The 23,631-nt window shown below is 67.4% G+C and carries 23 protein-coding genes; 17 read left to right on the top strand and 6 right to left on the bottom strand.

Going from position 1 to position 23,631, the window contains the following annotated elements:
• The first annotated feature begins 20 nt into the window (after nucleotides 1–20).
• The 4 genes from ACWW36_RS26145 to ACWW36_RS26130 all read left to right on the top strand — a co-directional run bounded on the left by ACWW36_RS26145 (nucleotide 21) and on the right by ACWW36_RS26130 (nucleotide 2,890).
• Nucleotides 21–458 carry an SRPBCC family protein gene (locus ACWW36_RS26145; protein ID WP_456138839.1) on the top strand — a complete coding sequence of 146 codons (438 nt, stop codon included), beginning with the start codon at nucleotides 21–23 and terminating at the stop codon, nucleotides 456–458.
• Nucleotides 451–1,713 (top strand): ArsA family ATPase, encoded by a 1,263-nt coding sequence (locus ACWW36_RS26140; RefSeq protein WP_456142631.1) that lies wholly within the window; start codon nucleotides 451–453, stop codon nucleotides 1,711–1,713. Before ACWW36_RS26145 ends, ACWW36_RS26140 begins: the two co-directional genes overlap by 8 nt.
• Nucleotides 1,710–2,090 (top strand): hypothetical protein, encoded by a 381-nt coding sequence (locus ACWW36_RS26135; protein ID WP_456138838.1) that lies wholly within the window; start codon nucleotides 1,710–1,712, stop codon nucleotides 2,088–2,090. Before ACWW36_RS26140 ends, ACWW36_RS26135 begins: the two co-directional genes overlap by 4 nt.
• 74 nt (nucleotides 2,091–2,164) lie before the next feature.
• A complete protein-coding gene (locus tag ACWW36_RS26130; protein ID WP_456138837.1) occupies nucleotides 2,165–2,890 on the top strand; it encodes a lysophospholipid acyltransferase family protein in 726 nt (241 codons plus the stop codon).
• Here ACWW36_RS26130 and ACWW36_RS26125 read toward each other — a convergent pair.
• Nucleotides 2,850–4,154, bottom strand: a complete 1,305-nt coding sequence (locus ACWW36_RS26125) for a glycosyltransferase family 87 protein (RefSeq protein WP_456138836.1) — start codon at nucleotides 4,152–4,154, stop codon at nucleotides 2,850–2,852. The two genes, ACWW36_RS26130 and ACWW36_RS26125, sit on opposite strands and share 41 nt — an antisense overlap.
• A 108-nt stretch (nucleotides 4,155–4,262) precedes the next feature.
• Here ACWW36_RS26125 and ACWW36_RS26120 point away from each other — a divergent pair, with 108 nt between their 5' ends.
• From ACWW36_RS26120 to ACWW36_RS26110, 3 genes are read left to right on the top strand one after another with little or no spacing between them, the layout of a single operon-like run.
• Nucleotides 4,263–5,117: a hypothetical protein gene (locus ACWW36_RS26120; protein ID WP_456142630.1), complete on the top strand. Its 855-nt coding sequence runs from the start codon at nucleotides 4,263–4,265 to the stop codon at nucleotides 5,115–5,117.
• The gene (locus tag ACWW36_RS26115) at nucleotides 5,114–5,611 is read left to right on the top strand and encodes a polyadenylate-specific 3'-exoribonuclease AS (protein ID WP_456138835.1); all 498 of its coding nucleotides are present in this window, start codon (nucleotides 5,114–5,116) and stop codon (nucleotides 5,609–5,611) included. Before ACWW36_RS26120 ends, ACWW36_RS26115 begins: the two co-directional genes overlap by 4 nt.
• 33 nt (nucleotides 5,612–5,644) lie before the next feature.
• On the top strand, nucleotides 5,645–7,030 hold the full coding sequence (locus tag ACWW36_RS26110) for a class II 3-deoxy-7-phosphoheptulonate synthase (protein ID WP_456138834.1): 1,386 nt from the start codon (nucleotides 5,645–5,647) through the stop codon (nucleotides 7,028–7,030).
• Here the strand turns inward: ACWW36_RS26110 and ACWW36_RS26105 are convergent.
• Nucleotides 7,027–8,220 carry a protein kinase domain-containing protein gene (locus ACWW36_RS26105; protein ID WP_456138833.1) on the bottom strand — a complete coding sequence of 398 codons (1,194 nt, stop codon included), beginning with the start codon at nucleotides 8,218–8,220 and terminating at the stop codon, nucleotides 7,027–7,029. The genes ACWW36_RS26110 and ACWW36_RS26105 overlap by 4 nt on opposite strands.
• A 36-nt stretch (nucleotides 8,221–8,256) precedes the next feature.
• On the opposite strand from ACWW36_RS26105, the gene ACWW36_RS26100 reads away from it, so the two are divergent.
• Nucleotides 8,257–8,661, top strand: coding sequence for an Rv2175c family DNA-binding protein (locus ACWW36_RS26100; protein ID WP_456138832.1), 405 nt, complete (start codon nucleotides 8,257–8,259; stop codon nucleotides 8,659–8,661).
• Here ACWW36_RS26100 and ACWW36_RS26095 read toward each other — a convergent pair.
• The 4 genes from ACWW36_RS26095 to ACWW36_RS26080 form a co-directional block, all read right to left on the bottom strand.
• The gene (locus ACWW36_RS26095) at nucleotides 8,582–10,153 is read right to left on the bottom strand and encodes an alpha-(1->6)-mannopyranosyltransferase A (RefSeq protein ID WP_456138831.1); all 1,572 of its coding nucleotides are present in this window, start codon (nucleotides 10,151–10,153) and stop codon (nucleotides 8,582–8,584) included. The two genes, ACWW36_RS26100 and ACWW36_RS26095, sit on opposite strands and share 80 nt — an antisense overlap.
• A 4-nt stretch (nucleotides 10,154–10,157) precedes the next feature.
• Complete coding sequence (idsA2, locus tag ACWW36_RS26090) at nucleotides 10,158–11,246, bottom strand: bifunctional (2E,6E)-farnesyl/geranyl diphosphate synthase (protein ID WP_456138830.1); 1,089 nt, start codon at nucleotides 11,244–11,246, stop codon at nucleotides 10,158–10,160.
• A gap of 122 nt (nucleotides 11,247–11,368) precedes the next feature.
• On the bottom strand, nucleotides 11,369–11,989 hold the full coding sequence (locus ACWW36_RS26085) for an LppM family (lipo)protein (RefSeq protein WP_456142629.1): 621 nt from the start codon (nucleotides 11,987–11,989) through the stop codon (nucleotides 11,369–11,371).
• 95 nt (nucleotides 11,990–12,084) lie between these two features.
• Nucleotides 12,085–12,690 (bottom strand): GNAT family N-acetyltransferase, encoded by a 606-nt coding sequence (locus ACWW36_RS26080; protein WP_456142628.1) that lies wholly within the window; start codon nucleotides 12,688–12,690, stop codon nucleotides 12,085–12,087.
• Nucleotides 12,691–12,907: 217 nt separating this feature from the next.
• Between ACWW36_RS26080 and ACWW36_RS26075 the strand changes: the two genes are divergently transcribed.
• The 9 genes from ACWW36_RS26075 (at nucleotide 12,908) to murD (ending at nucleotide 23,627) form a co-directional block, all read left to right on the top strand.
• Nucleotides 12,908–13,309: a DUF3040 domain-containing protein gene (locus ACWW36_RS26075; protein WP_456138829.1), complete on the top strand. Its 402-nt coding sequence runs from the start codon at nucleotides 12,908–12,910 to the stop codon at nucleotides 13,307–13,309.
• A gap of 291 nt (nucleotides 13,310–13,600) precedes the next feature.
• Nucleotides 13,601–14,032 carry a division/cell wall cluster transcriptional repressor MraZ gene (gene mraZ / locus ACWW36_RS26070; protein WP_456138828.1) on the top strand — a complete coding sequence of 144 codons (432 nt, stop codon included), beginning with the start codon at nucleotides 13,601–13,603 and terminating at the stop codon, nucleotides 14,030–14,032.
• Nucleotides 14,007–15,152 (top strand): 16S rRNA (cytosine(1402)-N(4))-methyltransferase RsmH, encoded by a 1,146-nt coding sequence (rsmH, locus tag ACWW36_RS26065; RefSeq protein ID WP_456138827.1) that lies wholly within the window; start codon nucleotides 14,007–14,009, stop codon nucleotides 15,150–15,152. Before mraZ ends, rsmH begins: the two co-directional genes overlap by 26 nt.
• Nucleotides 15,149–16,138 carry a hypothetical protein gene (locus ACWW36_RS26060; RefSeq protein ID WP_456138826.1) on the top strand — a complete coding sequence of 330 codons (990 nt, stop codon included), beginning with the start codon at nucleotides 15,149–15,151 and terminating at the stop codon, nucleotides 16,136–16,138. The genes rsmH and ACWW36_RS26060 overlap by 4 nt, the downstream gene beginning before the upstream one ends.
• The gene (locus ACWW36_RS26055; protein ID WP_456138825.1) at nucleotides 16,135–18,039 is read left to right on the top strand and encodes a peptidoglycan D,D-transpeptidase FtsI family protein; all 1,905 of its coding nucleotides are present in this window, start codon (nucleotides 16,135–16,137) and stop codon (nucleotides 18,037–18,039) included. The genes ACWW36_RS26060 and ACWW36_RS26055 overlap by 4 nt, the downstream gene beginning before the upstream one ends.
• Before the next feature lie 42 nt (nucleotides 18,040–18,081).
• Nucleotides 18,082–19,611 carry a UDP-N-acetylmuramoyl-L-alanyl-D-glutamate--2,6-diaminopimelate ligase gene (locus ACWW36_RS26050; protein WP_456138824.1) on the top strand — a complete coding sequence of 510 codons (1,530 nt, stop codon included), beginning with the start codon at nucleotides 18,082–18,084 and terminating at the stop codon, nucleotides 19,609–19,611.
• Nucleotides 19,608–21,101 (top strand): UDP-N-acetylmuramoyl-tripeptide--D-alanyl-D-alanine ligase, encoded by a 1,494-nt coding sequence (locus ACWW36_RS26045; RefSeq protein ID WP_456138823.1) that lies wholly within the window; start codon nucleotides 19,608–19,610, stop codon nucleotides 21,099–21,101. Before ACWW36_RS26050 ends, ACWW36_RS26045 begins: the two co-directional genes overlap by 4 nt.
• A complete protein-coding gene (gene mraY, locus ACWW36_RS26040) occupies nucleotides 21,098–22,177 on the top strand; it encodes a phospho-N-acetylmuramoyl-pentapeptide-transferase (RefSeq protein ID WP_456138822.1) in 1,080 nt (359 codons plus the stop codon). Before ACWW36_RS26045 ends, mraY begins: the two co-directional genes overlap by 4 nt.
• A gap of 1 nt (nucleotide 22,178) precedes the next feature.
• Nucleotides 22,179–23,627, top strand: a complete 1,449-nt coding sequence (gene murD / locus ACWW36_RS26035; protein ID WP_456138821.1) for a UDP-N-acetylmuramoyl-L-alanine--D-glutamate ligase — start codon at nucleotides 22,179–22,181, stop codon at nucleotides 23,625–23,627.
• Nucleotides 23,628–23,631 lie beyond the last annotated feature (4 nt).

Genomic DNA, 23,631 nt, shown 5'->3' with positions numbered 1-23,631 from the left:
GGGGGAGGTAGATTTTTCACGTGGCGGACAAGACGGCGCAGACCATCTACATCGATGCCGATCCTTCGACGGTGATGGATGTCATCGCCGACATCGGCTCGTATCCGGAGTGGGTCAACGAGTACAAGGAAACCGAGGTACTCGAGGCCGATGAGGCCGGCTATCCCAAGACCGCCCGGCTTGTGCTCGACGCCGCTGTCCTCAAGGACACCATGGTGCTGTCCTACGACTGGCCGCCCGACCGCGGCTCGGTGAAGTGGTCCCTGGTGTCCAGCTCACTGCTGAAGTCCTTGGAGGGCGCATATCGCTTGTCCCCCAAGGGATCTGGCACCGATGTCACCTACGAATTGTCGGTCGACCTGATGATTCCGATGATCGGGCTGCTCAAACGCAAGGCCGAGCGCCGGTTGACCGACACCGCATTGAAGGACCTCAAGAAACGAGTAGAGGCTGAGTGACCTCCCGCCACCTACCGGCGCCCGGATCAGTCTCTTCGTCGGCAAGGGCGGCGTAGGCAAGTCAACGTTGGCGACTGCAACAGCGGTGCGCGACACGCGCGCCGGGTTGCGGGTCTTGATCGTGTCCACCGACCAGGCGCATTCGATCGGCGACGTTCTCGGGATCACCGTCGCGCCGACGGGGCTGCGTCAGCCGACGCGCGTGCTCGCCGACGACGCGGAAGCCGGGGGCGGCCTCCTCGATGCGCTCGCGCTGGACACCTTGGCGTTGCTGGAGTCGCGGTGGCGCGAGATCGCCGGCCTGCTGTCCGCCCGCTTTCCCGAGTCGGACGCGGGTGATATTGCGCCCGAAGAACTTTCAGCATTACCAGGCATCCAAGAAGTCCTCGGTCTGCACGAGGTCGGTGAGCTGGCTCGCTCCGGCGAGTGGGATCACGTCGTGGTGGACTGTGCGTCGACCGCGGATGCGCTGCGCATGCTCACGCTGCCCGCGACGTTCGGTCTATACCTGGAGCGGGCCTGGCCGCGGCATCGGCGGCTGTCGACCGCGAGTGCCGACGCGCGGGCGGCTGCGATCGTAGAGCTGCTCGAGCGCATCGGTGACGGCACGGAGAAGCTGAGCTCGCTGCTGATCGACGGAACACGGGTCAGCGCCCACCTCGTGATGACGGCCGAGCGAGTGGTGGCCGCCGAGGCGGTGCGCACCCTTGGCAGCCTGGCGCTGATGGGGGTGCGTGTCGATGAACTCCTCGTCAATCAGATTCTGGTCCAAGACGATTCGTTCGAATATCGCAACCTGCCCGAGCATCCGGCCTTCGACTGGTACGCCGAGCGAATCTTCGAGCAGCAGGCGGTTCTCGACGAGCTGGACAAGACCATCGGTGACGTGCAGCTGGTCCTCGTGCCGCATCTGGCAGGAGAACCCATCGGGCCGAAGGCCCTCGCCGAGCTGCTGGACAGCGCGCGCCGCCGCGACGGGTCACCGCCACCCGGGCCGCTGCGGCCGGTGGTCGATCGCGAATCGGGCTCTGGACTCGAAGCTGTCTACCGGTTGCGGCTAGAGTTGCCGCAGGTTGACTCCGCCGCTTTGACATTGGGCCGGGTCGACGACGACTTGATCATCGGTGCCGGCGGTATGCGGCGCAGGGTCCGGCTGGCGTCCGTCCTCCGACGGTGCATCGTGGTGGACGCGCAGTTGAGGGGCAGTGAGCTGACGGTGCGATTTCGACCGAATCCGGAGGTGTGGCCAGCGTGAGTGGGTCCCACCCTGAACTCGGTCCCGAACTGCGCCAGCTTGCCCAGATGATCCTGGATCGGCTCGATCCCGCAGTGCGCTTGGCCGCGGCCCGCGCGGCTGGCAGCGGGGATGGCCCCGGCAAGTGCCAGCAGGTGTGGTGCCCGGTGTGCGCACTGGCGGCACTGGTCGCCGGTGAGCAGCATCCGCTGCTGAACGTCATCGCCGAACACAGCGTGGGGCTGCTGACGGTTATCAGGGCGATGGTGGAAAACGTCGAAACGCCTCCCGAGCCGCCCCCGCAGAGCCCGCCGCCGGACGCGGGTCCCGGCGGTGATGAACCGCCGCCGCCCGGTCCCGGTCGCTATCAGCACATACCTGTGACTGTCGAGGAGTGACGGTCGACCTGTGGTCGGGTCCACAGCTGATGGGTAAAGTTGTCGCAAAGCACTGTCCGTGATCGGGAGGGTCCATGTGGTACTGGCTGTTCAAGTACGTCTTCATGGGCCCTTTGCTGTCACTGCTCGGCCGGCCGAAAGTCGAAGGCCTGGAGTATGTTCCACACTCGGGCCCGATGATCTTGGCCAGTAATCACCTGGCCGTTGCCGACAGTTTCTATCTGCCCCTGGTGGTGACCCGCCGCATCACGTTCCTCGCAAAGGCCGAGTATTTCACCGGAACGGGCATCAAGGGCTGGTTCACCCGCTGGTTCTACACCGTCGCGGGGCAGGTGCCGATCGACCGCACCGATGCCGACAGCGCGCAGGATGCGCTGGACACCGCAGCGCGGATCCTCAACCAGGGCAAGCTGCTCGGCATGTATCCCGAGGGCACCCGCTCGCCCGACGGCCGCCTGTACAAGGGCAAGACTGGTCTGGCGCGGGTCGCGCTAGAGACCGGTGTGCCGGTCGTTCCCGTCGCGATGATCGGAACCAACGTCGTCAACCCTCCAGGCAGCAAGATGTGGCGCTTCGGCCGCGTGCAGGTCAAGTTCGGTAAGCCAATGGACTTCAGCCGGTTCGAGGGCCTGGCGGGCAATCGCTTCATCGAGCGCGCCGTGATCGACGAGGTGATGTACGAGCTGATGCGCCTGTCCGGGCAGGAATATGTCGACCTCTACGCCGCCGACATCAAAGAGGGAAAAGCCGAGACGGCGATCAAGCCGCCGGCGCGGATGCCTGAAGCAGCTGCGGGCTAGGCGAGCGCTCCGCAGCCTTCGCGGACACCGTGCCGGCAACCAGGATCATCGCTAGCGCCCACCACACATAGGAACAGCCCGCCAGCTGTCGCCACAACGATGCCGCGGATTCGCGATGCTCGGGCATCAGCGGGATCGGCGTCCACACCATCAGCGCGATGCCCGCCAGCGTGACCAGGCCCAGCGCGATGTGGCGGCGCCGGTAGGCCACCACGGTCGTCACGATCACCGCGGGCAGCGCCCACACCCAGTGGTGCGACCAGGACACAGGCGAGACCACGAGGCCGAACATCGCCACACAGATCAGCGCGAGCACCGTCTCGTCGACGCGAAGGACGCGTCGGGCCGCCCATACCGTCAACCCGAGCACCGCGAAGCACAGAAGCGTCCACAGCACGAAGCGCTCGCCCTCACCGAGGCCGAGCCTGGCCAGGGTGCCGGCGATGTTCTGGTTGGTGTTCAGTGTCGCGGTGCCGATCCGGTCGGTGTTGCGCACGGTGTAGGTCCAGTACTCCCACGAGTCCCGCCAGGCGAGGGCGAAACCGGCGAGCGTGGCCGTCACGGCTGAGGCCGCCGTCACCAGCAGGGCGCGCGTGTCGCGCCGCAGCAGGAAATACAGCAGGAACACCGCGGGCGTGAGTTTGAGCGCGATGGCCAGGCCCAGCAGCATGCCCCGCGGCCATGGCGTCTTGCGGGGCACGCAGTCGGCGATCACCAGCGTCATCAGCACGACGTTGATCTGGCCGAAGTCGAAGTTCGACCGGATCGGCTCCAGGTAGACCACCGCGGGCGCCACGATCGCGGCGGCCAGCCAGCACCGCCGCATCCACGCCGGCTCGGGGGTGACTCTGGCCCAATTCCGGGCACCGTCCGGGGAGGTCTGCGGCCACACGTCCAGGCGTGTCAGCACAATCACCGTCGACGCGATCAGCAGCACCAGCGTCGTCAGCGTGATCGCGATGCTGGCCGCCTGCAGCGGCAGCCACGCGAACGGGGAGAACACCACCGCCGCCAGCGGCGGGTAGGTAAACGGCAGGTCCAGGCCGCTGCGGGTGTGGAACATCGCGCCGTCGGCATACAGCGGCCTGCCGTCCAGCCAGGCCTGCCCGCCCATCCGGTAAACGTCGATGTCAATGCGGTATGGCGTGTGGCCGAGCAGCCGCCAGGCCGCCCAGGCCAACGCCGCCGCGGTGAGCAGTTGAAACAGTCGCCAGGCGAGCGTTCGCCCCCAACCAACGCCGCCGGGCGACCGCCGAGTACTCATGTCCAGACCAGACTATCGGTGCGCCCCGGCGCGTCGGCGGGTAACCATGCCGTGACACGCGCAGGTCGGCGTAAGTTTTCGCCCGTGCCCGACGAACTCAAGTTCGACATGAACTTCGATCTGGTCATCCCGCCGGAGCGACGGCCGCTGATGTGGTGCTTGATCGCCTTCATCCTGACCTTCCTGGTGACGCGCACGATCGTCCGGTACATCCGTTCGCACGCCGACAGCGATGCGCCGCGCAAATGGTGGCAGCCGCGCAACATCGGCCACGGCTCGTTGCACATTCATCACGTGGTGATCGGTGTGATCTTGGTCATGGTTTCCGGTATCACCATGGTGACGTTGGCGGTCGACGGTGGGGTACCCGAATTCACCGTCGCGGCAATCTTTTTCGGAGTGGGCGCAGCGCTGGTGCTGGATGAGTTCGCTTTGATACTGCATCTGCAAGACGTGTACTGGTCCGAGGACGGCCGCACGTCGGTGGACGCGGTATTCGCCGCGGTAGCGGTGGCGGGTTTGTTGATCTTGGGATTCAATCCGTTGTCGTTCTTCGACGTCACCATCTGGCGCGAGGATCAGTCGTGGGAGGCGCGGGCAACGGTCATCGCCATCGCGGCGCTGACGCTGATGCTTGCGGTGGTGGTGCTGATCAAGGGCAAGGTGTGGACCGGGCTGGTCGGCATGTTCATCACGCCCCTGCTGTTGATCGGCGCCCTCCGGCTATCCAGGCCGCACGCGCCGTGGGCGCGCTGGCGTTACGCCAACAAGCCCCGCAAGATGCACAGGGCGCTGGAACGGGAACGACGAGTACGCCGACCGATTGTGCAGGGCAAGCTCTGGCTGCAGCATGTGATCGCAGGAGAGCCGCACTTCCCCGACGACTACGAGGTGAACGCGCAGCTCGACCGCGAAATCCACGCGGCCCCTGCGCCGCCGGAGCGGACGGCGGCGGGGGTGTGAAGTACTTCTATGACACCGAGTTCATCGACAACGGCCGCACCATCGAATTGATCTCGATCGGCGTGGTAGCCGAAGACGGCCGCGAGTATTACGCAATCTCAACGGAATTCGATCCGGAGCGGGCCGGCAGTTGGGTGCGCAGGCATGTACTGCCCAAGCTGCCGTCTCCGGCGTCGCCGCTGTGGCGCTCGCGGCGTCAGATCCGTGCTGAGTTGGAGGACTTCTTCGGTGTCGACGGCGACGAGCCGATCGAACTGTGGGCTTGGGTAGGCGCCTACGACCACGTCGTGCTGTGCCAGCTGTGGGGGCCGATGACGGACCTGCCGCCGGCGATCCCGCGGTTCACCCGCGAGCTGCGCCAGTTCTGGGAGGACCGCGGTTCGCCGCGAATGCCGCCGCGGCCCCGCGACGCGCATGACGCCTTGGTTGACGCCCGGCACAACCTGTTGCGGTACCAGCTGATGACGACGGGCGAAGTGCCAGCGCAGCGTTAAAAAGCGCTACACGGCTCCCGTTACCATGGACGGGTGAACTGGACCGTCGACGTACCCATCGACCAGCTGCCTCCGCTGCCGCCACTGCCCGATGACCTGCGGCATCGGCTGGACGCCGCGCTGGCCAAGCCTGCGGCGCAGCAGCCGAGCTGGGATGCCGACGCCGCCAAGATGATGCGCACCGTGCTGGAAAGCGTTCCGCCTGTCACCGTGCCCGCCGAGATCGAGAAGCTCAAGAGCCAGCTGGCCGCCGTCGCACGCGGGGAGGCGTTCCTGCTGCAGGGCGGCGACTGCGCCGAAACGTTCGTCGACAACACCGAACCGCACATCCGGGCCAACATCCGCACGTTGCTGCAGATGGCGGTGGTGCTCACATACGGCGCGAGCATGCCGGTGGTGAAGGTGGCCCGGATTGCCGGCCAGTACGCCAAGCCGCGGTCCAGCGATATCGACGCGCTGGGCCTGAAGTCCTACCGCGGCGACATGATCAACGGCTTCGCGCCCGATGCCGGCGTCCGCGAACACGACGCTTCGCGGTTGGTGCGCGCCTACGCCAACGCCAGCGCGACGATGAACCTGGTGCGCGCGCTCACCGGCTCGGGATTGGCGTCGCTGCATGCGGTGCACGACTGGAACCGCGAGTTCGTGCGCACGTCGCCCGCCGGCGCCCGCTACGAGGCACTGGCCGCCGAGATCGACCGTGGCCTGATGTTCATGAGCGCCTGCGGAGTCAACGACCGCAACCTCGACACCGCCGAGATCTACGCCAGCCATGAGGCTTTGGTGCTCGACTACGAGCGCGCCATGCTGCGGCTGTCCACCGACCACGATGAGCCACGGCTCTACGACCTTTCGGCCCATTACGTGTGGATCGGGGAGCGGACCCGTCAGCTCGACGGTGCGCACGTCGCTTTCGCCGAGGTGATCGCCAACCCGATCGGGGTGAAGATCGGCCCCACGATGACGCCCGAGCTGGCCGTCGAATACGTCGAGCGGCTCGATCCTCACAACCAGCCTGGACGCCTGACGCTGGTCAGCCGGCTCGGCAACAACAAGGTGCGCGACCTGCTGCCGCCGATCATCGAGAAGGTGCAGGCCACCGGCCACCAGGTCATCTGGCAGTGCGATCCGATGCACGGGAACACGCACGAGTCCTCGACGGGCTACAAGACGCGCCACTTCGACCGCATCGTCGACGAGGTGCAGGGCTTCTTCGAGGTGCACCGCGCACTGGGCACGCATCCGGGCGGCATCCACGTCGAAATCACCGGCGAGAACGTCACCGAGTGCCTCGGCGGCGCGCAGGACATCTCGGATTCCGATCTGGCCGGTCGCTACGAGACGGCGTGTGATCCGCGGCTGAACACCCAGCAGAGCCTCGAGCTGGCATTCCTCGTCGCTGAGATGCTGCGCGACTAGGAGAGCAGCCCGCCGATATTGCTGCCCACCGTCCACGCCCCAACGGCGATCAGGCCGGTGAGCGTGAGCACCGCGACCACCCAGAACAGCAACGCACGTTTGGCGCGCTGACGGGTCCAGTAGAATTCGTCCATGTCGATGCCGGCGAATTGCCCTGCGACGCCCTGATATTCGGGCTCTTCATCGTCCGAGGCATAGGGCTGCCAGTCCTCACGAGTGAGTTCCCTGGTGTGCTGGCGCGGCGCGGGCGCGGCAACCAACTGGTTGTGACGGACGGCGGCCGACGCGTGCTGGGCCGAGTTGCGTGGCGCAGGCACGCGAAAGGGCGGAAGGCCCAGCTCGTCGACGATCGCCTCGAGTTCGGCGGCCATGTGTTGGGCGTCGGCATACCGTTCGGCGGGGTCGCGTGCGGTTGCCCGCACCACCAGCTCGTCGAATTGTGCTGGCACCCCGGAGATTACGGTGCTCGGCGGAGCGACGTCGTTGTCCATCCGCTGGTATGCCACCGCCAGTGCGCTGTCGCCGGTGAAGGGCGTGGCGCCGGTCAGCAGCTCGTAGGCCAGGATGCCGACGGAGTACACGTCGCTGCGCGGGCTGGCGTTGCCGGTGCCCACCTGCTCGGGCGACAGGTAAGCGGCCGTGCCCAATATGACGCTGGTGGAGGTGATCTTGGCCTCCGCGACGGCGCGGACCAGACCGAAGTCGGCGATCTTGACCTCTCCGCCATCGGAAATCAGCACGTTCTCCGGTTTGATGTCGCGGTGCACCAAGCCGGCCTGGTGTGCGACCGCCAACCCACCCAGCACCGGGCCCAGCACCGCGGCGACCGCGTGCGGCGGCATCGGCCCGCGCTCCCGCAATAGTTCACGAAGCGTGCCGCCCTCGATCAACTCCATCACCAGAAACGGATGCTGACCGTCGATGCCCTGGTCGTAGACGGCAACGAGACCGGGATCCTTGAGCCGGGCGACCGCGCGCGCCTCACGCTGAAACCGCGTCAGAAACTGGTTGTCGTGGGCGTACCGCGAATCCATGATCTTCAGTGCCACCGGCCGATCGAGGCGAAGGTCCAGCCCGCGGTACACCGCGGACATGCCTCCCGTGGCGATGAGTGTCTCGACGCGGTACCGTCCGTCCAGCATCGCCCCGACGAGAGGGTCAGATTGCTGGAAGGGCTCCACCGAACACATGTTACGAGGCGCCCCGTTCGTCTTAGACTCGGTGCGGTGAGCAGCATTCCGGCCGCCGACGACGTTCTGGACCCTGGCGAGGCCGTCTACGACATACCGACCGTCGCCGATTTGCTTGGCGTTCCTGTGACCAAGGTGCATCAACAATTGCGTGAAGGCCACCTGATCGCGGTGCGCCGCGACGGTGTGGTGGTGGTGCCCAAGATTTTCTTCGACGACACCGGTCACGTGGTCAAGTGCCTTACCGGACTTCTTGTCGTCCTGCACGACGGGGGATACCACGACACCGAGATCGTGCGGTGGCTTTTCACGCCCGACCCGTCGCTGACCATCAGGCGGGACGGGGCGACGGAACGGAAGACTAATGCCCGGCCGGTGGACGCGCTGCATTCGCATCAGGCCCGGGAAGTGGTGCGTCGGGCTCAGGCGATGGCGTACTAGGTTCGGGCGCTCGATACAGCGAATAAAACGCGGCCCCGGCGCATGCGGTTGCGAGCAGTACGTGCGGCCACGAGTACATGCCGTGTGCACCATCGGGTTTCCAGATCACGGTGATCCAGGTGGAAAGCCCGGCGATCACCGCAATCGACGACCGCGACTGCGCCAATGCCGACACAATCGCCAACGGCCAGGTGTAATACCACGGCAGCGCCGCGGGCACGAACAACACCACGACGGCCATCACAAGTGCGATGCCTATCAGCGCCTCGCGGTCGTTGTGGCGAAATCTCCACCACAGCAACGGAAGTGAAATCGCAATTATCGCGATACCGATGATGCGGGTGACGTCGAGGACCGCGTAGAAGTTCACCGGAAAGAGCAGACTGCCGAAGACGTTGACCAGATTGGCCGCCGCTGTCGGCACGGTCAGCCAGTTGATGATCTTCACCGATCCGGCCAGGGCGGTCAGCCAGCCGAGGCCGACCCCGGCGACGGCGGACAACACCGCGAACACCGCGACGAAGATCAGCGCCGACGCTGCGGTGGCGACCGCGAAGGCCTTCACCGGCGAATACCCACGCCGGTCGCGAATGTCTCGCATCCACACCCAGACCATGAACGGAAGCGCCAGCCCCGCCGTGGCTTTCACGGCCACCGCGGCGGCGATCAGACTGACACCGGCGATGTGGTGGTGGCCGAATGTCAGCGCGATGGCGGCCATCATCAGCCCGACCATCAGCATCTCGTTGTGCACACCGCCCATCAGATGGATGATCACCAGCGGGTTGAGCACGCATATCCACAGCGCGGCAGCCCCGTTGGCGCCGACGTGACGGGCGACCCGCGGCGCCGCCCAGATCAGCAGCGCCAGGCCAGGCAGCATGCACAGCCGCAGCAGCATGGTTCCCGCGACGACGTCGTTGTGGACCAACAGTGTGACGAACTTCGCCACCAAGATGAACGCGGGCCCGTACGGTGCGGTCGTCGTCGTCCAGATCGGACTCACGTTGTCCAGCAAGGAGTTCGGATTGTCCACCGGGCCGACGACATAGGGGTCGAAGCCATCGCGCAGCAGTGCGCCCTGCGCCAGATACGAATACGTGTCGCGGCTGAACACCGGCACACTCAGCAACAGCGGTGCCAGCCAGAAGCCGGTGGTCGCGATCATCGTGTATTCGGTTGCCGTGCGGTCGATCACGCGGCGGCCAAGCCACAGCCAGGCGACGAGCATCAACGCAACGCCTGCCCACAACAGCACCGACGACATCACCAAGCCGTGCCCGAAGCGAAGCCACGACAGGTGCATCGACTCGAGGAGCGGGTCGTGCAAACGGGTGCTCCCGGCGCCAAGCCCGCCGGCGGTGATCAGGATGGCGCCAAGCGCGCCCAGCAGTGCGGGCCGAGCGGCAGGGGATGCCGCAAATGACTTCAGCCGCCAAACATGTTGGGCAACACCGGTTGTCGGAGCCTCGGCAGGCGCGGGGATTGTCATGCTCCTAGGCGGACCGGTTCGCGGCCAATCTGGCGAGCTCGGAAAGGCCAACCTTGGCCTGCACGTCGATGGGGGCGGCGTTCAATATCTCGAGCGCGCGGCGGGTCAGCACGTCGATGCGGCCCTCGACGGCGGCGAGGGCGCCGACCGACTCGATCACCAGACACAGTTCCTTGACCTGCGCATCCGACAGATCGGTGCCGATCGACGTGCGCAACAACTTGGCGGCCACGGGATCCATTTTCTCCGCCAGCTCGACGGCCTCGGCCAGCAGCACTGTTCGCTTGCCAGACCGCAGGTCGTCACCGGACGGCTTCCCGGTCACCGCGGGGTCGCCGAACACGCCGAGCACGTCGTCGCGCAGCTGAAACGCCACCCCGAGGTTGGTGCCGACCTCGTGGAACGCGTCGAGCACTTCGGGACGGTCGGCGGCTGCGGCCGCGCCGAGCTGCAACGGCCGAGAAATCGTGTACGAGGCGGTCTTGTAGATGTTGACCGTCATCGCCGAGGCCACGGTGTCCGCGCCGCTGGATTCGGCGACGATGTCCAGGTATTGCCCGCCGAGCACCTCGGTACGGATCGCCGACCACACGCGTCGCACCCGCAGGTGCGCGTCGACCGGCAGATCGGCGGTCGCGACGATGTCGTCGGCCCATACCAGCGCGAGATCACCGAGCAGAATCGCCGCCGACATCCCGAACTGCTCGGGTGAGCCGTGCCAATCGCTCGTGCGGTGCTTGTCGGCGAACAGCCGGTGCACAGTGGGAAGCCCGCGGCGGGTGGCGGACGCGTCGATCACATCGTCGTGCACCAGCGCACAGGCATGCAGCAGTTCTAGTGCCGAAATCAGGCGTATCACGCCTGGATCGAGGAGGTTGTCAGGCGCTTCGGCGACCGCGCGCCAGCCCCAATAGGCGAACAACGGCCTCAGCCGCTTACCGCCGCGCAGAACGAACTCCTCGAGGGCGCCGGTCAGCTGCGCATAGTCGGCGCCGATATAGGCAGAGTCGCGGCGGCGATCGCGGAGATACTCCCGCAATTGGTCGGTGACGGCGCCGGCCAACTCGACGGCCGACGGTGCCGCTGCATCCACGCTCAGCGGGCGCCCCTTTCGTCAATCGGCGTCTACTCGCCCCCGAGTGCATTCAGAGTAGAGCGTGCGACTGGTTTTTTACCAAGTCAGACGTGGACTCACCAGGGGTATGTGCATCGGAGTCACCGCGACTGGTCGGCCGGATCGCCGACGCGAGGGGAGCGGTCGCGGTTCGTGTACGCCAGCCCGCCGACGATGCACGCGACCAAGAACGACGCCACGGCAAGCCAGATCGCCGCACCGGTGAACGAGCGTGCGCTGGGGTCGGTGTAGCGAGCCTGGGCGTTCATCGTGCTGACCACACCGGGCCGCAACTTCCACTCCACGACATCGGACGACACCTGGTCGCCGTTGGTCGACGTCACCTCGCCGGGGAACGAGACGGAAAGCGAGACGTCGGCTTCGGGGTCGTTGAGCGAGGTGAGATCCGCGCGGCCCTCGAGAATTACCAGGTCACCGGCGCGGCGCAGGGAGATGTCGACCCCGGCCGCGTCGCGGTTCATGTTCGCCAGCTGCGGGACTTCGGCGAAGGTGAGGTCGGAGAACACGGCCTCGGAGCCGACGTAGTCGTCGCGGCTGTAGTCGGAGACGGCCACCTTCTGTGCGAACGGCAGGCTGTTGAGCAGCTGTGGACCCTTGTCGTCGGCGTTGCGAGGCTTTGCCGCCGCGATGATCTGGCCGGAAACCCGGTCGTCGGGGGAGACCGTGATGGATGCCCGCACCCGCACGCACCCGACGGCCATTGGCAGCACGAGCAACAGCAACGCGATCGCGAGAAAGCGGCGTCTTGCCCCTGGCGAATGATCGGGCACGGGGTCATCGTGCCAGATTCGCCTGTCTAAAGGGGCAGTGACCGGCCAAGGATCGCAAACGCCCGCGGATCCCCGGCGAAGTGGTAACCGCGGATGATGTCGGTGAATCCGAGCCGCCGGTACAGCCGCCAGGCCCGGTTTGCTTCGCCGTTGATCTCCGGCGTGGACAGCAGCACGTGCGCCTCACAGCGGTCCGCGAGAAGCCGTCTGGCCAGCGCCTCACCCAGGCCGCGGCCCTGAGCTCGCGGCGCGATGTGCAACTCGGTCAGTTCGAAGTAGCTCGTCATCAGCTCGGCGATGCGGGTCGAGTCCGCGCCGACACGGTGCAGGCCTGCCACCACCTGCTGCTGCCACCACTGGTCCGGCGCACCGCAATAGCCGTATGCGACTCCGAGCATTTCAGCGCCGCCGAGGGCGGCCGCGGATCGGTCCGCATCTTGCCTGTGTTGGCCGGGCGCCTCCACCGCGGCGACCGCCTTCCAGCCCTGCCTGCGGGTGTGCTCCAGCCACATCGACGCGCGTTGCTCTTCGGTGCCGCGCGGATAGCGCATGGCATCGACGTAGATGCCGAGCGCGTCACCGAGCCGGCGTTGCATATCGCTCGGCGACAGATCGATCAGAAATGTCGCCAACTTCGTATCGCCCCTTCGCGCGCTGTTGTGCGGTGTGGTCAACACCATTATTGGTTGGGCGAGGCGCTGGTTGGCAGTCGCGGTGTACGTCATAGAATCGACCGGCGAACTAGGTGGTACCGCTCAGATTGACCTCGTATCATTACTGTTAGTTGCCCGTTAATGCGGGCGGACACGAGTTTGAATTGAGACGGCCGGGCCGGCAAGGGAGGGACGAATGCCACTCTCCGATCATGAGCAGCGCATGCTCGACCAGATCGAGAGCGCGCTCTATGCCGAGGACCCCAAGTTCGCATCGAGCGTTCGTGGCGGAACTCTGCGCGCTCCCTCGGCTCGGCGCCGGCTGCAAGGCGCCGCACTTTTCGTGATCGGTCTGGCGATGCTGGTGTCCGGTGTTGCGTTCAAAGCCACCATGATCGGCAGTTTTCCGATCCTGTCTGTCGTCGGATTCGTGGTGATGTTCGGCGGCGTGGTCTACGCCATCACCGGCCCGCGGGTGGCCGGCGGCCGTGATCGCGGCTCGGAGCCGGGCGCGCCGCGGCAGAAGCGCGCCAAGGGCGGAGGCGGTTCGTTCACCAGTCGGATGGAAGACCGGTTCCGCCGTCGCTTCGACGAATAGGCCCACGCCGAACCTAGGGGTAGCCCACAACGGGCTACCCCGTTTTTTATGCGCGGCGCGTCGCGAATCCCCCCACAGCGCCCCACCGCAGCCCTGAAAGCGATCTACCTGCGGTTTCTAGCGGCCATCCGCCGTCATCTCCTGTTCTAGGTCACCCGCATGCGCCCGATTCGGGGGCCAGGTGGGGACACTGCCGCGATTTTTGCTGCCAAATGGAGCACTGTGGGGGATTGTGGGGTAAAGTGGCGGATAACGGAGCGACCGGGGCTCCGAGTGGTAGGAGGTGGCCGGATGTTTCTGGGCACCTACACGCCCAAGCTCGACGACAAGGGGCGGCTCACGCTGCCCGCCAAATTCCGCGACGCGCTGGCAGGAGGATTGATGGTCACCAAGAGCCAAGACCACAGCCTTGCCGTATATCCGCGCGCCGAGTTCGAAAAGCTGGCTCGACGGGCGTCGCAGGCGTCGCGGAGCAATCCGGAAGCCCGCGCATTCCTGCGAAACCTCGCCGCAGCCACGGACGAACAGCACCCCGACACGCAAGGCCGGATCACGTTGTCGGTTGATCACCGCCGCTACGCCAACCTCTCGAAGGAGTGCGTGGTGATCGGATCGGTTGACTACCTGGAGATCTGGGACGCCCAAGCATGGCAGGAGTATCAGCAGACCCACGAAGAGAACTTCTCCGCGGCCACCGATGAATCTCTGCACGACATCATCTGAGCCGGCGGCGAACCCACAGGTTGCCCGTGCATCGTGGCCTCTGCCCGAACCGGCCCTGGCGTACTTCCCCAACGCCAGGTCCGCGCTCTCGGACAGGGACCCGGGTGCAGGGGTACCCCTCATGGGAGGCGCTGAAATGCCCGACGACATGGCGCACGGACACGTTCCCGTTCTGCTCGACCGCTGTGTTGAGCTGCTGGCGCCCGCGCTCACCCGCAACAGTCCGGACGGCGAGGGTGCCGTGCTCGTCGACGCCACCCTGGGCGCCGGCGGACATGCCGAACGGTTCCTCACCGAGTTCCCCGGTCTGCGGCTGATCGGGCTCGACCGCGACCCGGACGCGCTGTGGATCGCCGGTGAGCGGCTCGCGCAGTTCGGCGATCGCGTCATGCTGGTCCGCACCCGCTACGACGGAATCGAGGGCGTGCTCGCCCAAACCGCCCACTGGACAACCGAAGTGGACGGCATCTTGTTCGACCTCGGCGTGTCCTCCATGCAATTGGACCGCACTGAACGCGGTTTCTCCTACGCCGCCGACGCTCCGCTGGACATGCGGATGGATCCCGACGCGCCGCTCACGGCCGCCGAGGTCATCAACACCTACGACGAGAAGACACTCGCACGCGTGCTTCGTGAGTTCGGCGAAGAGCGTTTCGCGAGCCGTATCGCCGCTCAGATCGTGCGCCGCAGGGCCCGCCGCCCGTTCGCCACCACCGGGGAGCTGGTCGAGTTGTTGTACGAGGCGATTCCCGCACCAGCGCGCCGCACCGGTGGGCATCCCGCCAAGCGGACATTCCAGGCCTTGCGGATCGTCGTCAACGCAGAGCTGGACTCACTGCGCGACGCGCTGCCCGCGGCACTGGGAGCGCTCGGCCCCGGTGGCCGAATCGTGGTGATGGCCTACCAATCGTTGGAAGACCGCATCGTCAAAAACCAGTTCGCCGCCGCGACGGCGTCGCGCACGCCGCCTGGCTTACCGATGGAATTGCCTGGGCACGAACCGGAATTCGTCGCCCTGACGCGCGGCGCGGAGCGCGCAGGCCCCGAGGAAATCGCACTCAATCCACGTAGCGCATCGGTGCGGCTACGGGCACTGGAAAAGGTGGGGGGACAACGATGAAGGTCAAGCGAGGAGCCACGGTGCGCGACACCGACGAGCGCAAGTCGCGGAAGCCGGCCCGTAACGCGGCGCGACGCCCTGCCGACGCCCCGCCACGTAGACGCAAGCCCACGCGTGAGCAGCGGCCCCAGCGCTCCGCGCCCGCAACCAATCCGATTCCCAGGCCCACCGACGGCCCTGCCCGGGCAAAGAATGCCAGCCAGGCCAAGGCGCGGGCCAAGGCACGGAAAGCCAAGGCGCCCAAGGTCGTACGCCCGCCGTTGCGTGAGCGCCTCCTCGTCAAGCTGTCTTCGATCGACCTCAATCCGCGCACGCTGGTCGCAAGGGTGCCGTTCGTGGTGCTGGTGATCGGATCGCTCGGGCTTGGACTTGGTGTGACGCTGTGGCTTTCGACAGACGCCGCCGAGCGCTCCTACCAGTTGAGCCACGCCCGCGAGACCAATCAGGCGCTGCTGCAACAGAAGGAAGCGCTGGAACGGCAGGTGCTCGAGGCGCAGGCCGCCCCGGCGCTGGCCGAGGCCGCGCGCAATCTCGGCATGATCCCGTCGCGTGACACCGCGCACCTGGTGCAGGATGCGGCGGGCAACTGGGTCGTGGTCGGCACCCCGAAACCCGCTGAGGGTGTTGCGCCGCCGCCGCTGAACACGCCGGTGCCCGACCAGGCGCCGCCGGGGCCACCGCCGCCGCCGGCACCGCGTGTGGTGGAGCCGCGGGAGGTCACCGTCCGCATGCCGCCGAGAGGCGCGCCCACACCGGCTCCAATGCCGGGAGTCGAACGGCCGATGCCTGTTTCGCCCGCCGCGCCGTTGGCGGTGCCGCCGGGCGCCGAGGTTCCGCACGCTGTCGGGACGCAGATTCCGGCACTCGGCCCGGCGCAGCCCCCGGCCGAGGCGCCGACCGCGTCGCCGGTCGAACTACCGGCCGCCCCGCTGGACGCAGCGGCGCCGGCTCCTGTCGCCGCCCCGGTTCCCGGGCCTGGCGCATGAGCCGCGGCGACAACCAGGGTCGCCGCGGGGCACCAAAAACCCAGGAACGCTCGGCCAAGTCACGCCGGATACGCCAACCGATCACCGAAAATGGTTTGCGCAGTGCGTCATTCGTGTTCCGGCATCGGGTGGGCAATGCCGTCATCTTCCTGGTGCTGGTGATCGCCGGCGCCCAGTTGTTCAGCCTGCAGGTGCCGAGGGCCGCGGGCCTGCGCGCCGAAGCGGCGGGTCAGCTGAAGGTCACCGACGTCGAGAAGGCGGTGCGCGGTGCGATCGTCGACCGCAACAACGACAAGCTGGCGTTCACCATCGAGGCCCGCGCGCTGACGTTCCAGCCCGTCAAGATCCGCAAGCAGCTCGAAGAGGCAAAGGCGAAAACGCCGAAGGCGCCGGACCCCCAGAAGCGCCTGCGCGACATCGCCGCCGAAGTGGCCTTGCGGCTGAACAACAAACCCGATGCCACCACCGTGCTGAAAAAGCTCAACGGCAACGACTCGTTCGTCTACCTGGCGCGTGCGGTCGACCCGGCCATCGCCGACGCCATCATCACCAAATTCCCTGAGGTCGGTTCGGAGCGCCAGGATCTGCGCCAGTATCCCGGCGGATCACTGGCGGCCAACATCGTCGGCGGTATCGACTGGGACGGCCACGGGCTTCTGGGACTTGAGGATTCACTCGACGCCGTCCTCGCGGGCACCGATGGCTCCGTCACCTACGACCGCGGCTCCGACGGTGTGGTGATCCCCGGCAGCTACCGCAACCGCCACGATGCGGTGGACGGCTCGACGGTGGCACTGACGCTCGATGACGACATCCAGTTCTACGTCCAGCAGCAAGTCCAGCAGGCCAAGAACGCCTCCGGCGCCAAGAACGTGGCGGCCGTGGTGCTGGACGCGAAAACCGGTGAAGTACTTGCGATGGCGAACGACAACACGTTCGACCCGAGCCAGGACATCGGCAAACAAGAGGACCGCGATCTGGGCAACCCGGCGGTGTCGTCGCCGTACGAGCCGGGCTCGGTCAACAAGATCGTCACCGCGGCTTCGGTGATCGAGTTCGGGCTGTCCAACCCCGACGAGGTGCTGCAGGTGCCCGGCTCGATCGATATGGGCGGCGTCAATGTGCACGACGCGTGGGAACACGGCACGATGCCGTACACCACGACAGGCATCTTCGGAAAGTCGTCCAACGTCGGCACACTGATGCTGGCGCAGCGGATCGGCCCGGAGCGCTACGCCGACATGCTGAACAAGTTCGGCCTCGGTCAGCGCACCGGTGTAGGGCTGCCGGGCGAGAGCGCGGGTCTGGTGCCGCCGATCGACCAGTGGTCAGGTAGCACATTCTCCAACTTGCCTATCGGGCAAGGCCTTTCGATGACGCTGCTGCAGATGACGGGCATGTACCAGGCGATCGCCAATGACGGCGTGCGCATGCCGCCGCGCATCATCAAGACGACGATCGCGCCGGACGGCACCCACACCGACGAGCCGAGGCCCGAAGGTGTGCGGGTGGTGTCGCCGCAGACCGCGCAGACCGTGCGTCAGATGCTGCGCGCCACCGTGCAACGAGATCCGATGGGAATCCAGCAGGGCACCGGTTCGCTTGCTGCGGTCGAGGGTTATCAGATCGCGGGCAAGACGGGCACCGCCCAGCAGATCAACCCCGGATGCGGCTGCTACTACGACAACGTCTACTGGATCACGTTCGCAGGCATGGCGCCGGCCAACGATCCCCGCTACGTCGTCGGCATCATGGCCGACAATCCGCAGCGGACGGCCGAAGGACTGCCCGGCACGACGATGGCGCCGCTGTTCCACAACATCGCGGCCTGGCTGCTGCAGCGCGACAACGTGCCGCTTTCACCCGATCCAGGGCCGCCGCTCACGCTTCAGGCCACCTGAGGCAAGGGCGGCCCAGGACACGGTCGGTACTGTGTCATGGCTATGAATTCGCGTCCGAGCCACCCGGTCGGCCAATCGCTCGGGCGGCTGGCCGATGCGGTGCGGGCGGTGCCCGCACAAGGTGTCGCGGTTCCCGATGTCCGGGTCACCGGGGTGACGCTGCGAGGCCAGAACGCCCAGCAGGGCGACCTGTTCGCGGCGCTGCCGGGATCCACCGCGCACGGCGGCCGCTATGCGGCTGACGCGGTGGCGCGTGGGGCCGTCGCGGTGCTGACCGACGCCGCAGGAATCGCCGAGATGGGACCGAACGTCGATGTCCCGGTGCTCATTCACCCTTCGCCGCGCTCGGTGCTCGGTGAGCTGGCGGCCGCCGTCTACGGATACCCGTCGGAGAAGCTGCGCGTCATTGGCGTCACGGGAACCTCCGGCAAGACCACCACCACGTACCTGGTCGAGGCCGGGCTTCGGTCGGCCGAGCGCGTCGCCGGACTGATCGGCACGGTCGGCATCCGCATCGACGGCAACGACGTGCCCAGCGCACTGACCACCCCTGAGGCGCCGGAGTTGCAGGCGCTGCTGGCCGTCATGGTCGAACACGGCGTCGACACGGTGGTGATGGAGGTGTCCAGCCACGCTCTGAGCCTTGGTCGTGTCGACGCGGTGAAGTTCGCCGTCGGCGGCTTCACCAACCTGTCACGCGACCACCTGGACTTCCACCCGACGATGGAGGATTATTTCGACGCCAAGGCGCGGCTATTCGACCCGCAATCTTCAACGCACGCAAGCCTTTCGGTGATCTGCATCGACGACGACGCCGGCCGTGCGATGGCGCGGCTCGCGCATCGGCCGGTATCGATCAGCGCGACGGGACGCGACGCCGACTGGCGTGCCGAGAACATCCGCCGTGTCGAGCTCGGTGCTCAGGAATTCGTCGCCGTCGACCCTGCGGGCGTGCACCACGGACTGCGGATCGGGTTGCCGGGGCGCTACAACGTCGCCAACTGCCTGCTGGCGGCCGCGCTGCTGGACGCGGTCGGGGTGTCACCGGAACAGGCAGCGCCTGGCCTGCGCAGCGCGACGGTTCCCGGTCGCCTCGAGCCGATCGACCGCGGCCAGACTTTCCTCGCGCTGGTCGACTACGCACACAAACCCGGCGCGCTGCGGGCGGTGCTCGAGACGCTGCGGGAGGAGGCCGGCGGCAGGGTCGCGATCGTGTTCGGCGCGGGCGGCAATCGCGATCCGGGTAAACGCGAACCGATGGGCCGCGTCGCCGCCGAGCTGGCCGATCTGGTCGTGGTCACCGACGACAACCCGCGTGACGAGGATCCCGCCGCCATTCGCGCCGCGATCATGGCAGGCGCCGCCTCCCAAAGCGCGGACGCGGACGTCGTCGAGATCGGCGACCGCCGTGAGGCCATCGACCACGCCGTCGCATGGGCCCAGCCTGGCGACGTGGTGCTTATCGCCGGAAAAGGCCACGAGACCGGCCAGACCACCCGCGGAAAGACCCGGCCGTTCGACGACCGTCAGGAACTCGCCGCGGCACTCGAGGCGCGGGGGCACCGCTCGTGATCGACTTGACCATCGCCCAGATCGCCGACATCGTCGGCGGTCGGCTGGCAGACATCACACCCGAGCAGGCCGCCGCCACCCGCGTCACCGGGACTGTCGAATTCGATTCGCGCGCAGTGACTCCCGGCGGGCTGTTCCTCGCGCTGCCCGGCGCGCGCTCCGACGGCCATGACTTCGCCGCGGCCGCAGTCGGCTCCGGTGCCGTGGCGGTGCTGGCGGCCCGCCCGGTCGGCGTGCCCGCGATCGTCGTCGAGCCGCAAGCCGCCCAGGACGCCGCCGCCAGCGTGCTGGAATACGACACCGACGGTTCGGGCGCAGCGGTTTTGGCCGCATTGGCGCGGCTGGCCGCCGCCGTCGCTGCCGAGCTGGTGGCAGGCGGGCTGACCGTCGTCGGCGTCACCGGCTCGTCGGGTAAGACGTCGACCAAGGATCTGCTGGCCGCCGTGCTCGCCCCGCTCGGTCAAGTGGTGGCCCCGCCCGGGTCGTTCAACAACGAGCTGGGCCACCCGTGGACGGTGCTGCGCGCGACGGAAGCCACCGACTATCTCGTCCTCGAAATGTCGGCGCGTCATCCCGGCAACATCGCCGCGCTCGCCGCGATCGCGCCGCCATCGATCGCGGTGGTGCTCAACGTAGGCACCGCCCACCTCGGTGAGTTCGGCTCTCGAGAGGCGATTGCCGCGACGAAAGCCGAACTGCCCCAAGCTGTTCCGTCGTCCGGCGTGGTCATCCTCAATGCCGATGACACCGCGGTGGCCGCAATGGCCGACAAGACGTCGGCCCGCATCGTGCGGGTGAGCCGCAACCCCGGTGCTGACGTCTGGGCCGGCCCGGTGACACTCGACGCGCTCGCTAGGCCACGCTTCACGCTGCACGCCGCCGACGGCCAGACAGACGTCGCTCTGGCGGTGCACGGCGACCATCAGGTGTCCAATGCGCTGTGCGCGGCCGCCGTCGCGCTGGAATGCGGAGCAAGCCTCGAGCAGGTGGCCGCGGCGCTGGCGGGCGCGGGTCCGGTCTCCAAGCACCGCATGCAGGTGGCGACGCGCGACGACGGCGTCACCGTCATCAACGATGCCTACAACGCCAACCCCGATTCGATGCGGGCAGGCCTGCAGGCACTCGCGGCCATCGCCCGTGAAGGCGGGAAGAAGCGGCGCAGTTGGGCGGTGCTGGGGGAGATGGCCGAGCTCGGCGACGACGCGATATCGGAGCATGACCGCATCGGCCGGTTGGCGGTGCGATTAGATGTGTCTCGACTCATCGTCGTCGGAACCGGGAGGTCTATGAGCGCCATGCACCACGGGGCGGTCATGGAGGGGTCGTGGGGCTCCGAGGCCACCATCGTCTCCGACGCCGACGCCGCGCTGGCATTGCTGAAGTCCGAGCTGCAGCCAACCGATGTGGTGCTGGTCAAAGCGTCCAACGCCGCTGGACTGGGCGCTTTGGCCGACGCGCTGCTGGACGACAGCCGGGAAACCCGCGGATGAGGCAGATCCTCATCGCCGTCGGCATCGCGCTGACGGTTTCGATATTGCTCACCCCGGTGCTGATCAGGCTGTTCACCCGCCAGGGCTTCGGTCACGAAATCCGCGAGGACGGACCGCCGAGCCACCACAAGAAGCGCGGCACCCCGTCGATGGGCGGCGTCGCCATCGTCGCCGGCATCTGGGCCGGATACCTCGGCACCCAGCTGATCGGCGTGGTGATGGACGGCAAGGGACCGTCGGCCTCGGGTTGGATCGTGCTCGGCATGGCCACCGCGCTGGGAGCGGTCGGGTTCGTCGACGACCTGATCAAGATCCGGCGCGCGCGCAACCTCGGCCTCAACAAGACCGCCAAGACCGTCGGCATACTTGCGGCCGCGGTGCTGTTCGGCGTGCTGGCGCTGCAGTTCCGCAACGCCGATGGGCTGACGCCCGCCAGCGCCGAGTTGTCGTACGTCCGCGAGATCGCGACCGTGACCCTGGCGCCGGCCATCTTCGTGCTGTTCTGTGTGGTCATCGTCAGCGCGTGGTCCAACGCGGTGAACTTCACCGACGGCCTCGACGGGCTGGCGGCGGGGGCGATGGCGATGGTCTGCGCGGCCTACGTGCTGATCACGTTCTGGCAATTCCGCAACGCGTGTGCGACCAGTCCCGGCCTTGGCTGCTACAACGTGCGCGACCCGCTCGACCTGGCGATCATCGCCGCGGCAACCGCCGGTGCGTGCATCGGCTTCCTGTGGTGGAACGCCGCGCCCGCGCGGATCTTCATGGGCGATACCGGTTCTCTGGCCCTTGGCGGCATCATCGCAGGCTTGTCGATCGCGAGCCGCACCGAGATGCTCGCGGTGGTGCTCGGTTCACTGTTCGTCGCCGAGGTCACCTCTGTCGTGGTGCAGATCATGGCGTTCCGGACCACCGGCCGCCGGGTGTTTCGGATGGCGCCGTTTCACCACCATTTCGAACTGGTCGGGTGGGCGGAAACGACGGTCATCATTCGCTTCTGGTTACTCACCGCGATCGCGTGCGGCCTCGGGGTGGCGCTGTTCTACAGCGAGTGGCTGACCACCGTCGGGGCTTGACGTGACCGACCTCGCGCCGCTGGCCGCAGGGGCCCGGGTGTTGGTCACCGGCGCGGGCATCACCGGCAGGTCCGTCAGCGCCGTACTGGAGCCGATGGGCGTGCGGCTCACTATCTGCGACGACGACCCCAGAGCGCTGCAGATGCTGATCACGCCTGCGTCGGTGGTCACCACCGCCGACGCGGTCACGCACATCGCGAACTACGACCTCGTCGTCACCAGCCCCGGCTTCGCGCCGACGGCGCCGGTGCTGGCCGCCGCGGCCGCTGCGGGTGTCCCGATCTGGGGAGACGTCGAGCTCGCATGGCGGCTCGATCAAGCGGGCCGGTTCGGCCCGGCGCGGCGGTGGCTGGTGGTCACCGGCACCAACGGCAAGACGACGACGACCTCGATGCTGCACGCGATGCTGACAGCCGCCGGTATGCGCGCGGTGTTGTGCGGCAACATCGGCAATCCGGTGCTCGACGTGCTCGCCGAACCGTCCGACCTGCTGGCCGTCGAACTGTCCAGCTTCCAGCTGCACTGGGCGCCGTCGCTGCGTCCCGATGCCGGTGTGGTGCTCAACGTCGCCGAAGACCACCTCGACTGGCATGGCTCGATGGACGCCTACGCCCGCGACAAGGCCCGCGTGCTCGACGGCCGGGTGGCCGTCGCCGGTCTCGACGACCCGGTGGCGGCCGGGCTGCTGCAGACCGCGGCCGCGCCGGTACGAGTCGGCTTCCGGCTCGGCGAGCCGGGCGCCGGTGAGCTCGGCGTGCGCGACGGCGTGCTGATCGACAACGCGTTCGCAAACGATCTGGCCCTGGCGCAGACGGCGACGATCCCGGTGACCGGCCCGGTCGGTGTGCTCGACGCGCTGGGAGCGGCCGCGCTGGCCCGCGCCGTCGGTGCGCCGCCCGACGCGATTGCCGAAGCACTCACGACGTTTCAGGTGGGCAGGCACCGCGCCGAAATGGTCGCGGTCGTCGACGGTGTGACGTTTGTCGACGACTCCAAGGCCACCAACCCCCATGCCGCACAGGCCTCAATCGCCGCCTACCCACGGGTGGTCTGGATCGCTGGCGGCCTACTCAAGGGTGCGTCGGTCGACGACATGGTCACCGCGGTGGCAAATCGCCTGGTCGGCGCCGTGCTGATCGGCCGTGACCGGTCTTTCGTACGCGACGCGTTATCGCGACACGCCCCGGATGTCCCCGTCGTCGAGGTTGTGACAGGGGAGGATTCTGGGGTGTTTGGGAAAACTGATGCCGGTGTGACTCGAGTGATCGACCCGGGCGACGCCTCCGTCGGCGACGCGGTGATGGCGGCTGTCGTCGAGGCAGCGCGCGGCCTGGCCAGCCCCGGCGACACCGTGCTGCTGGCTCCGGCGGGCGCGTCCTTCGATCAGTTCAGCGGCTATGGCCATCGCGGCGATGCCTTCGCGTCGGCCGTCCACGCCGCGACCCGGTAGCGCC

This window comes from Mycobacterium sp. MMS18-G62, assembly GCF_053877835.1.
Note: the sequence above shows the minus strand (reverse complement) of the source record. Positions and strands in the feature narration are given on the sequence as shown.

Bases quoted from the DNA above. Each gene is read 5' to 3' on its own strand.
- ACWW36_RS26095 (WP_456138831.1), bottom strand. From the start codon at position 10,153: ATGACAATCCCCGCGCCTGCCGAGGCTCCGACAACCGGTGTTGCCCAA.
- ACWW36_RS26060 (WP_456138826.1), top strand. From the start codon at position 15,149: ATGAAGGTCAAGCGAGGAGCCACGGTGCGCGACACCGACGAGCGCAAG.
- ACWW36_RS26085 (WP_456142629.1), bottom strand. From the start codon at position 11,989: ATGGCCGTCGGGTGCGTGCGGGTGCGGGCATCCATCACGGTCTCCCCC.
- ACWW36_RS26050 (WP_456138824.1), top strand. From the start codon at position 18,082: ATGAATTCGCGTCCGAGCCACCCGGTCGGCCAATCGCTCGGGCGGCTG.
- ACWW36_RS26105 (WP_456138833.1), bottom strand. From the start codon at position 8,220: ATGTGTTCGGTGGAGCCCTTCCAGCAATCTGACCCTCTCGTCGGGGCG.
- ACWW36_RS26125 (WP_456138836.1), bottom strand. From the start codon at position 4,154: ATGAGTACTCGGCGGTCGCCCGGCGGCGTTGGTTGGGGGCGAACGCTC.
- rsmH (WP_456138827.1), top strand. From the start codon at position 14,007: ATGAATCTCTGCACGACATCATCTGAGCCGGCGGCGAACCCACAGGTT.
- ACWW36_RS26130 (WP_456138837.1), top strand. From the start codon at position 2,165: ATGTGGTACTGGCTGTTCAAGTACGTCTTCATGGGCCCTTTGCTGTCA.
- ACWW36_RS26120 (WP_456142630.1), top strand. From the start codon at position 4,263: ATGAACTTCGATCTGGTCATCCCGCCGGAGCGACGGCCGCTGATGTGG.
- mraZ (WP_456138828.1), top strand. From the start codon at position 13,601: ATGTTTCTGGGCACCTACACGCCCAAGCTCGACGACAAGGGGCGGCTC.
- ACWW36_RS26075 (WP_456138829.1), top strand. From the start codon at position 12,908: ATGCCACTCTCCGATCATGAGCAGCGCATGCTCGACCAGATCGAGAGC.
- ACWW36_RS26055 (WP_456138825.1), top strand. From the start codon at position 16,135: ATGAGCCGCGGCGACAACCAGGGTCGCCGCGGGGCACCAAAAACCCAG.
- mraY (WP_456138822.1), top strand. From the start codon at position 21,098: ATGAGGCAGATCCTCATCGCCGTCGGCATCGCGCTGACGGTTTCGATA.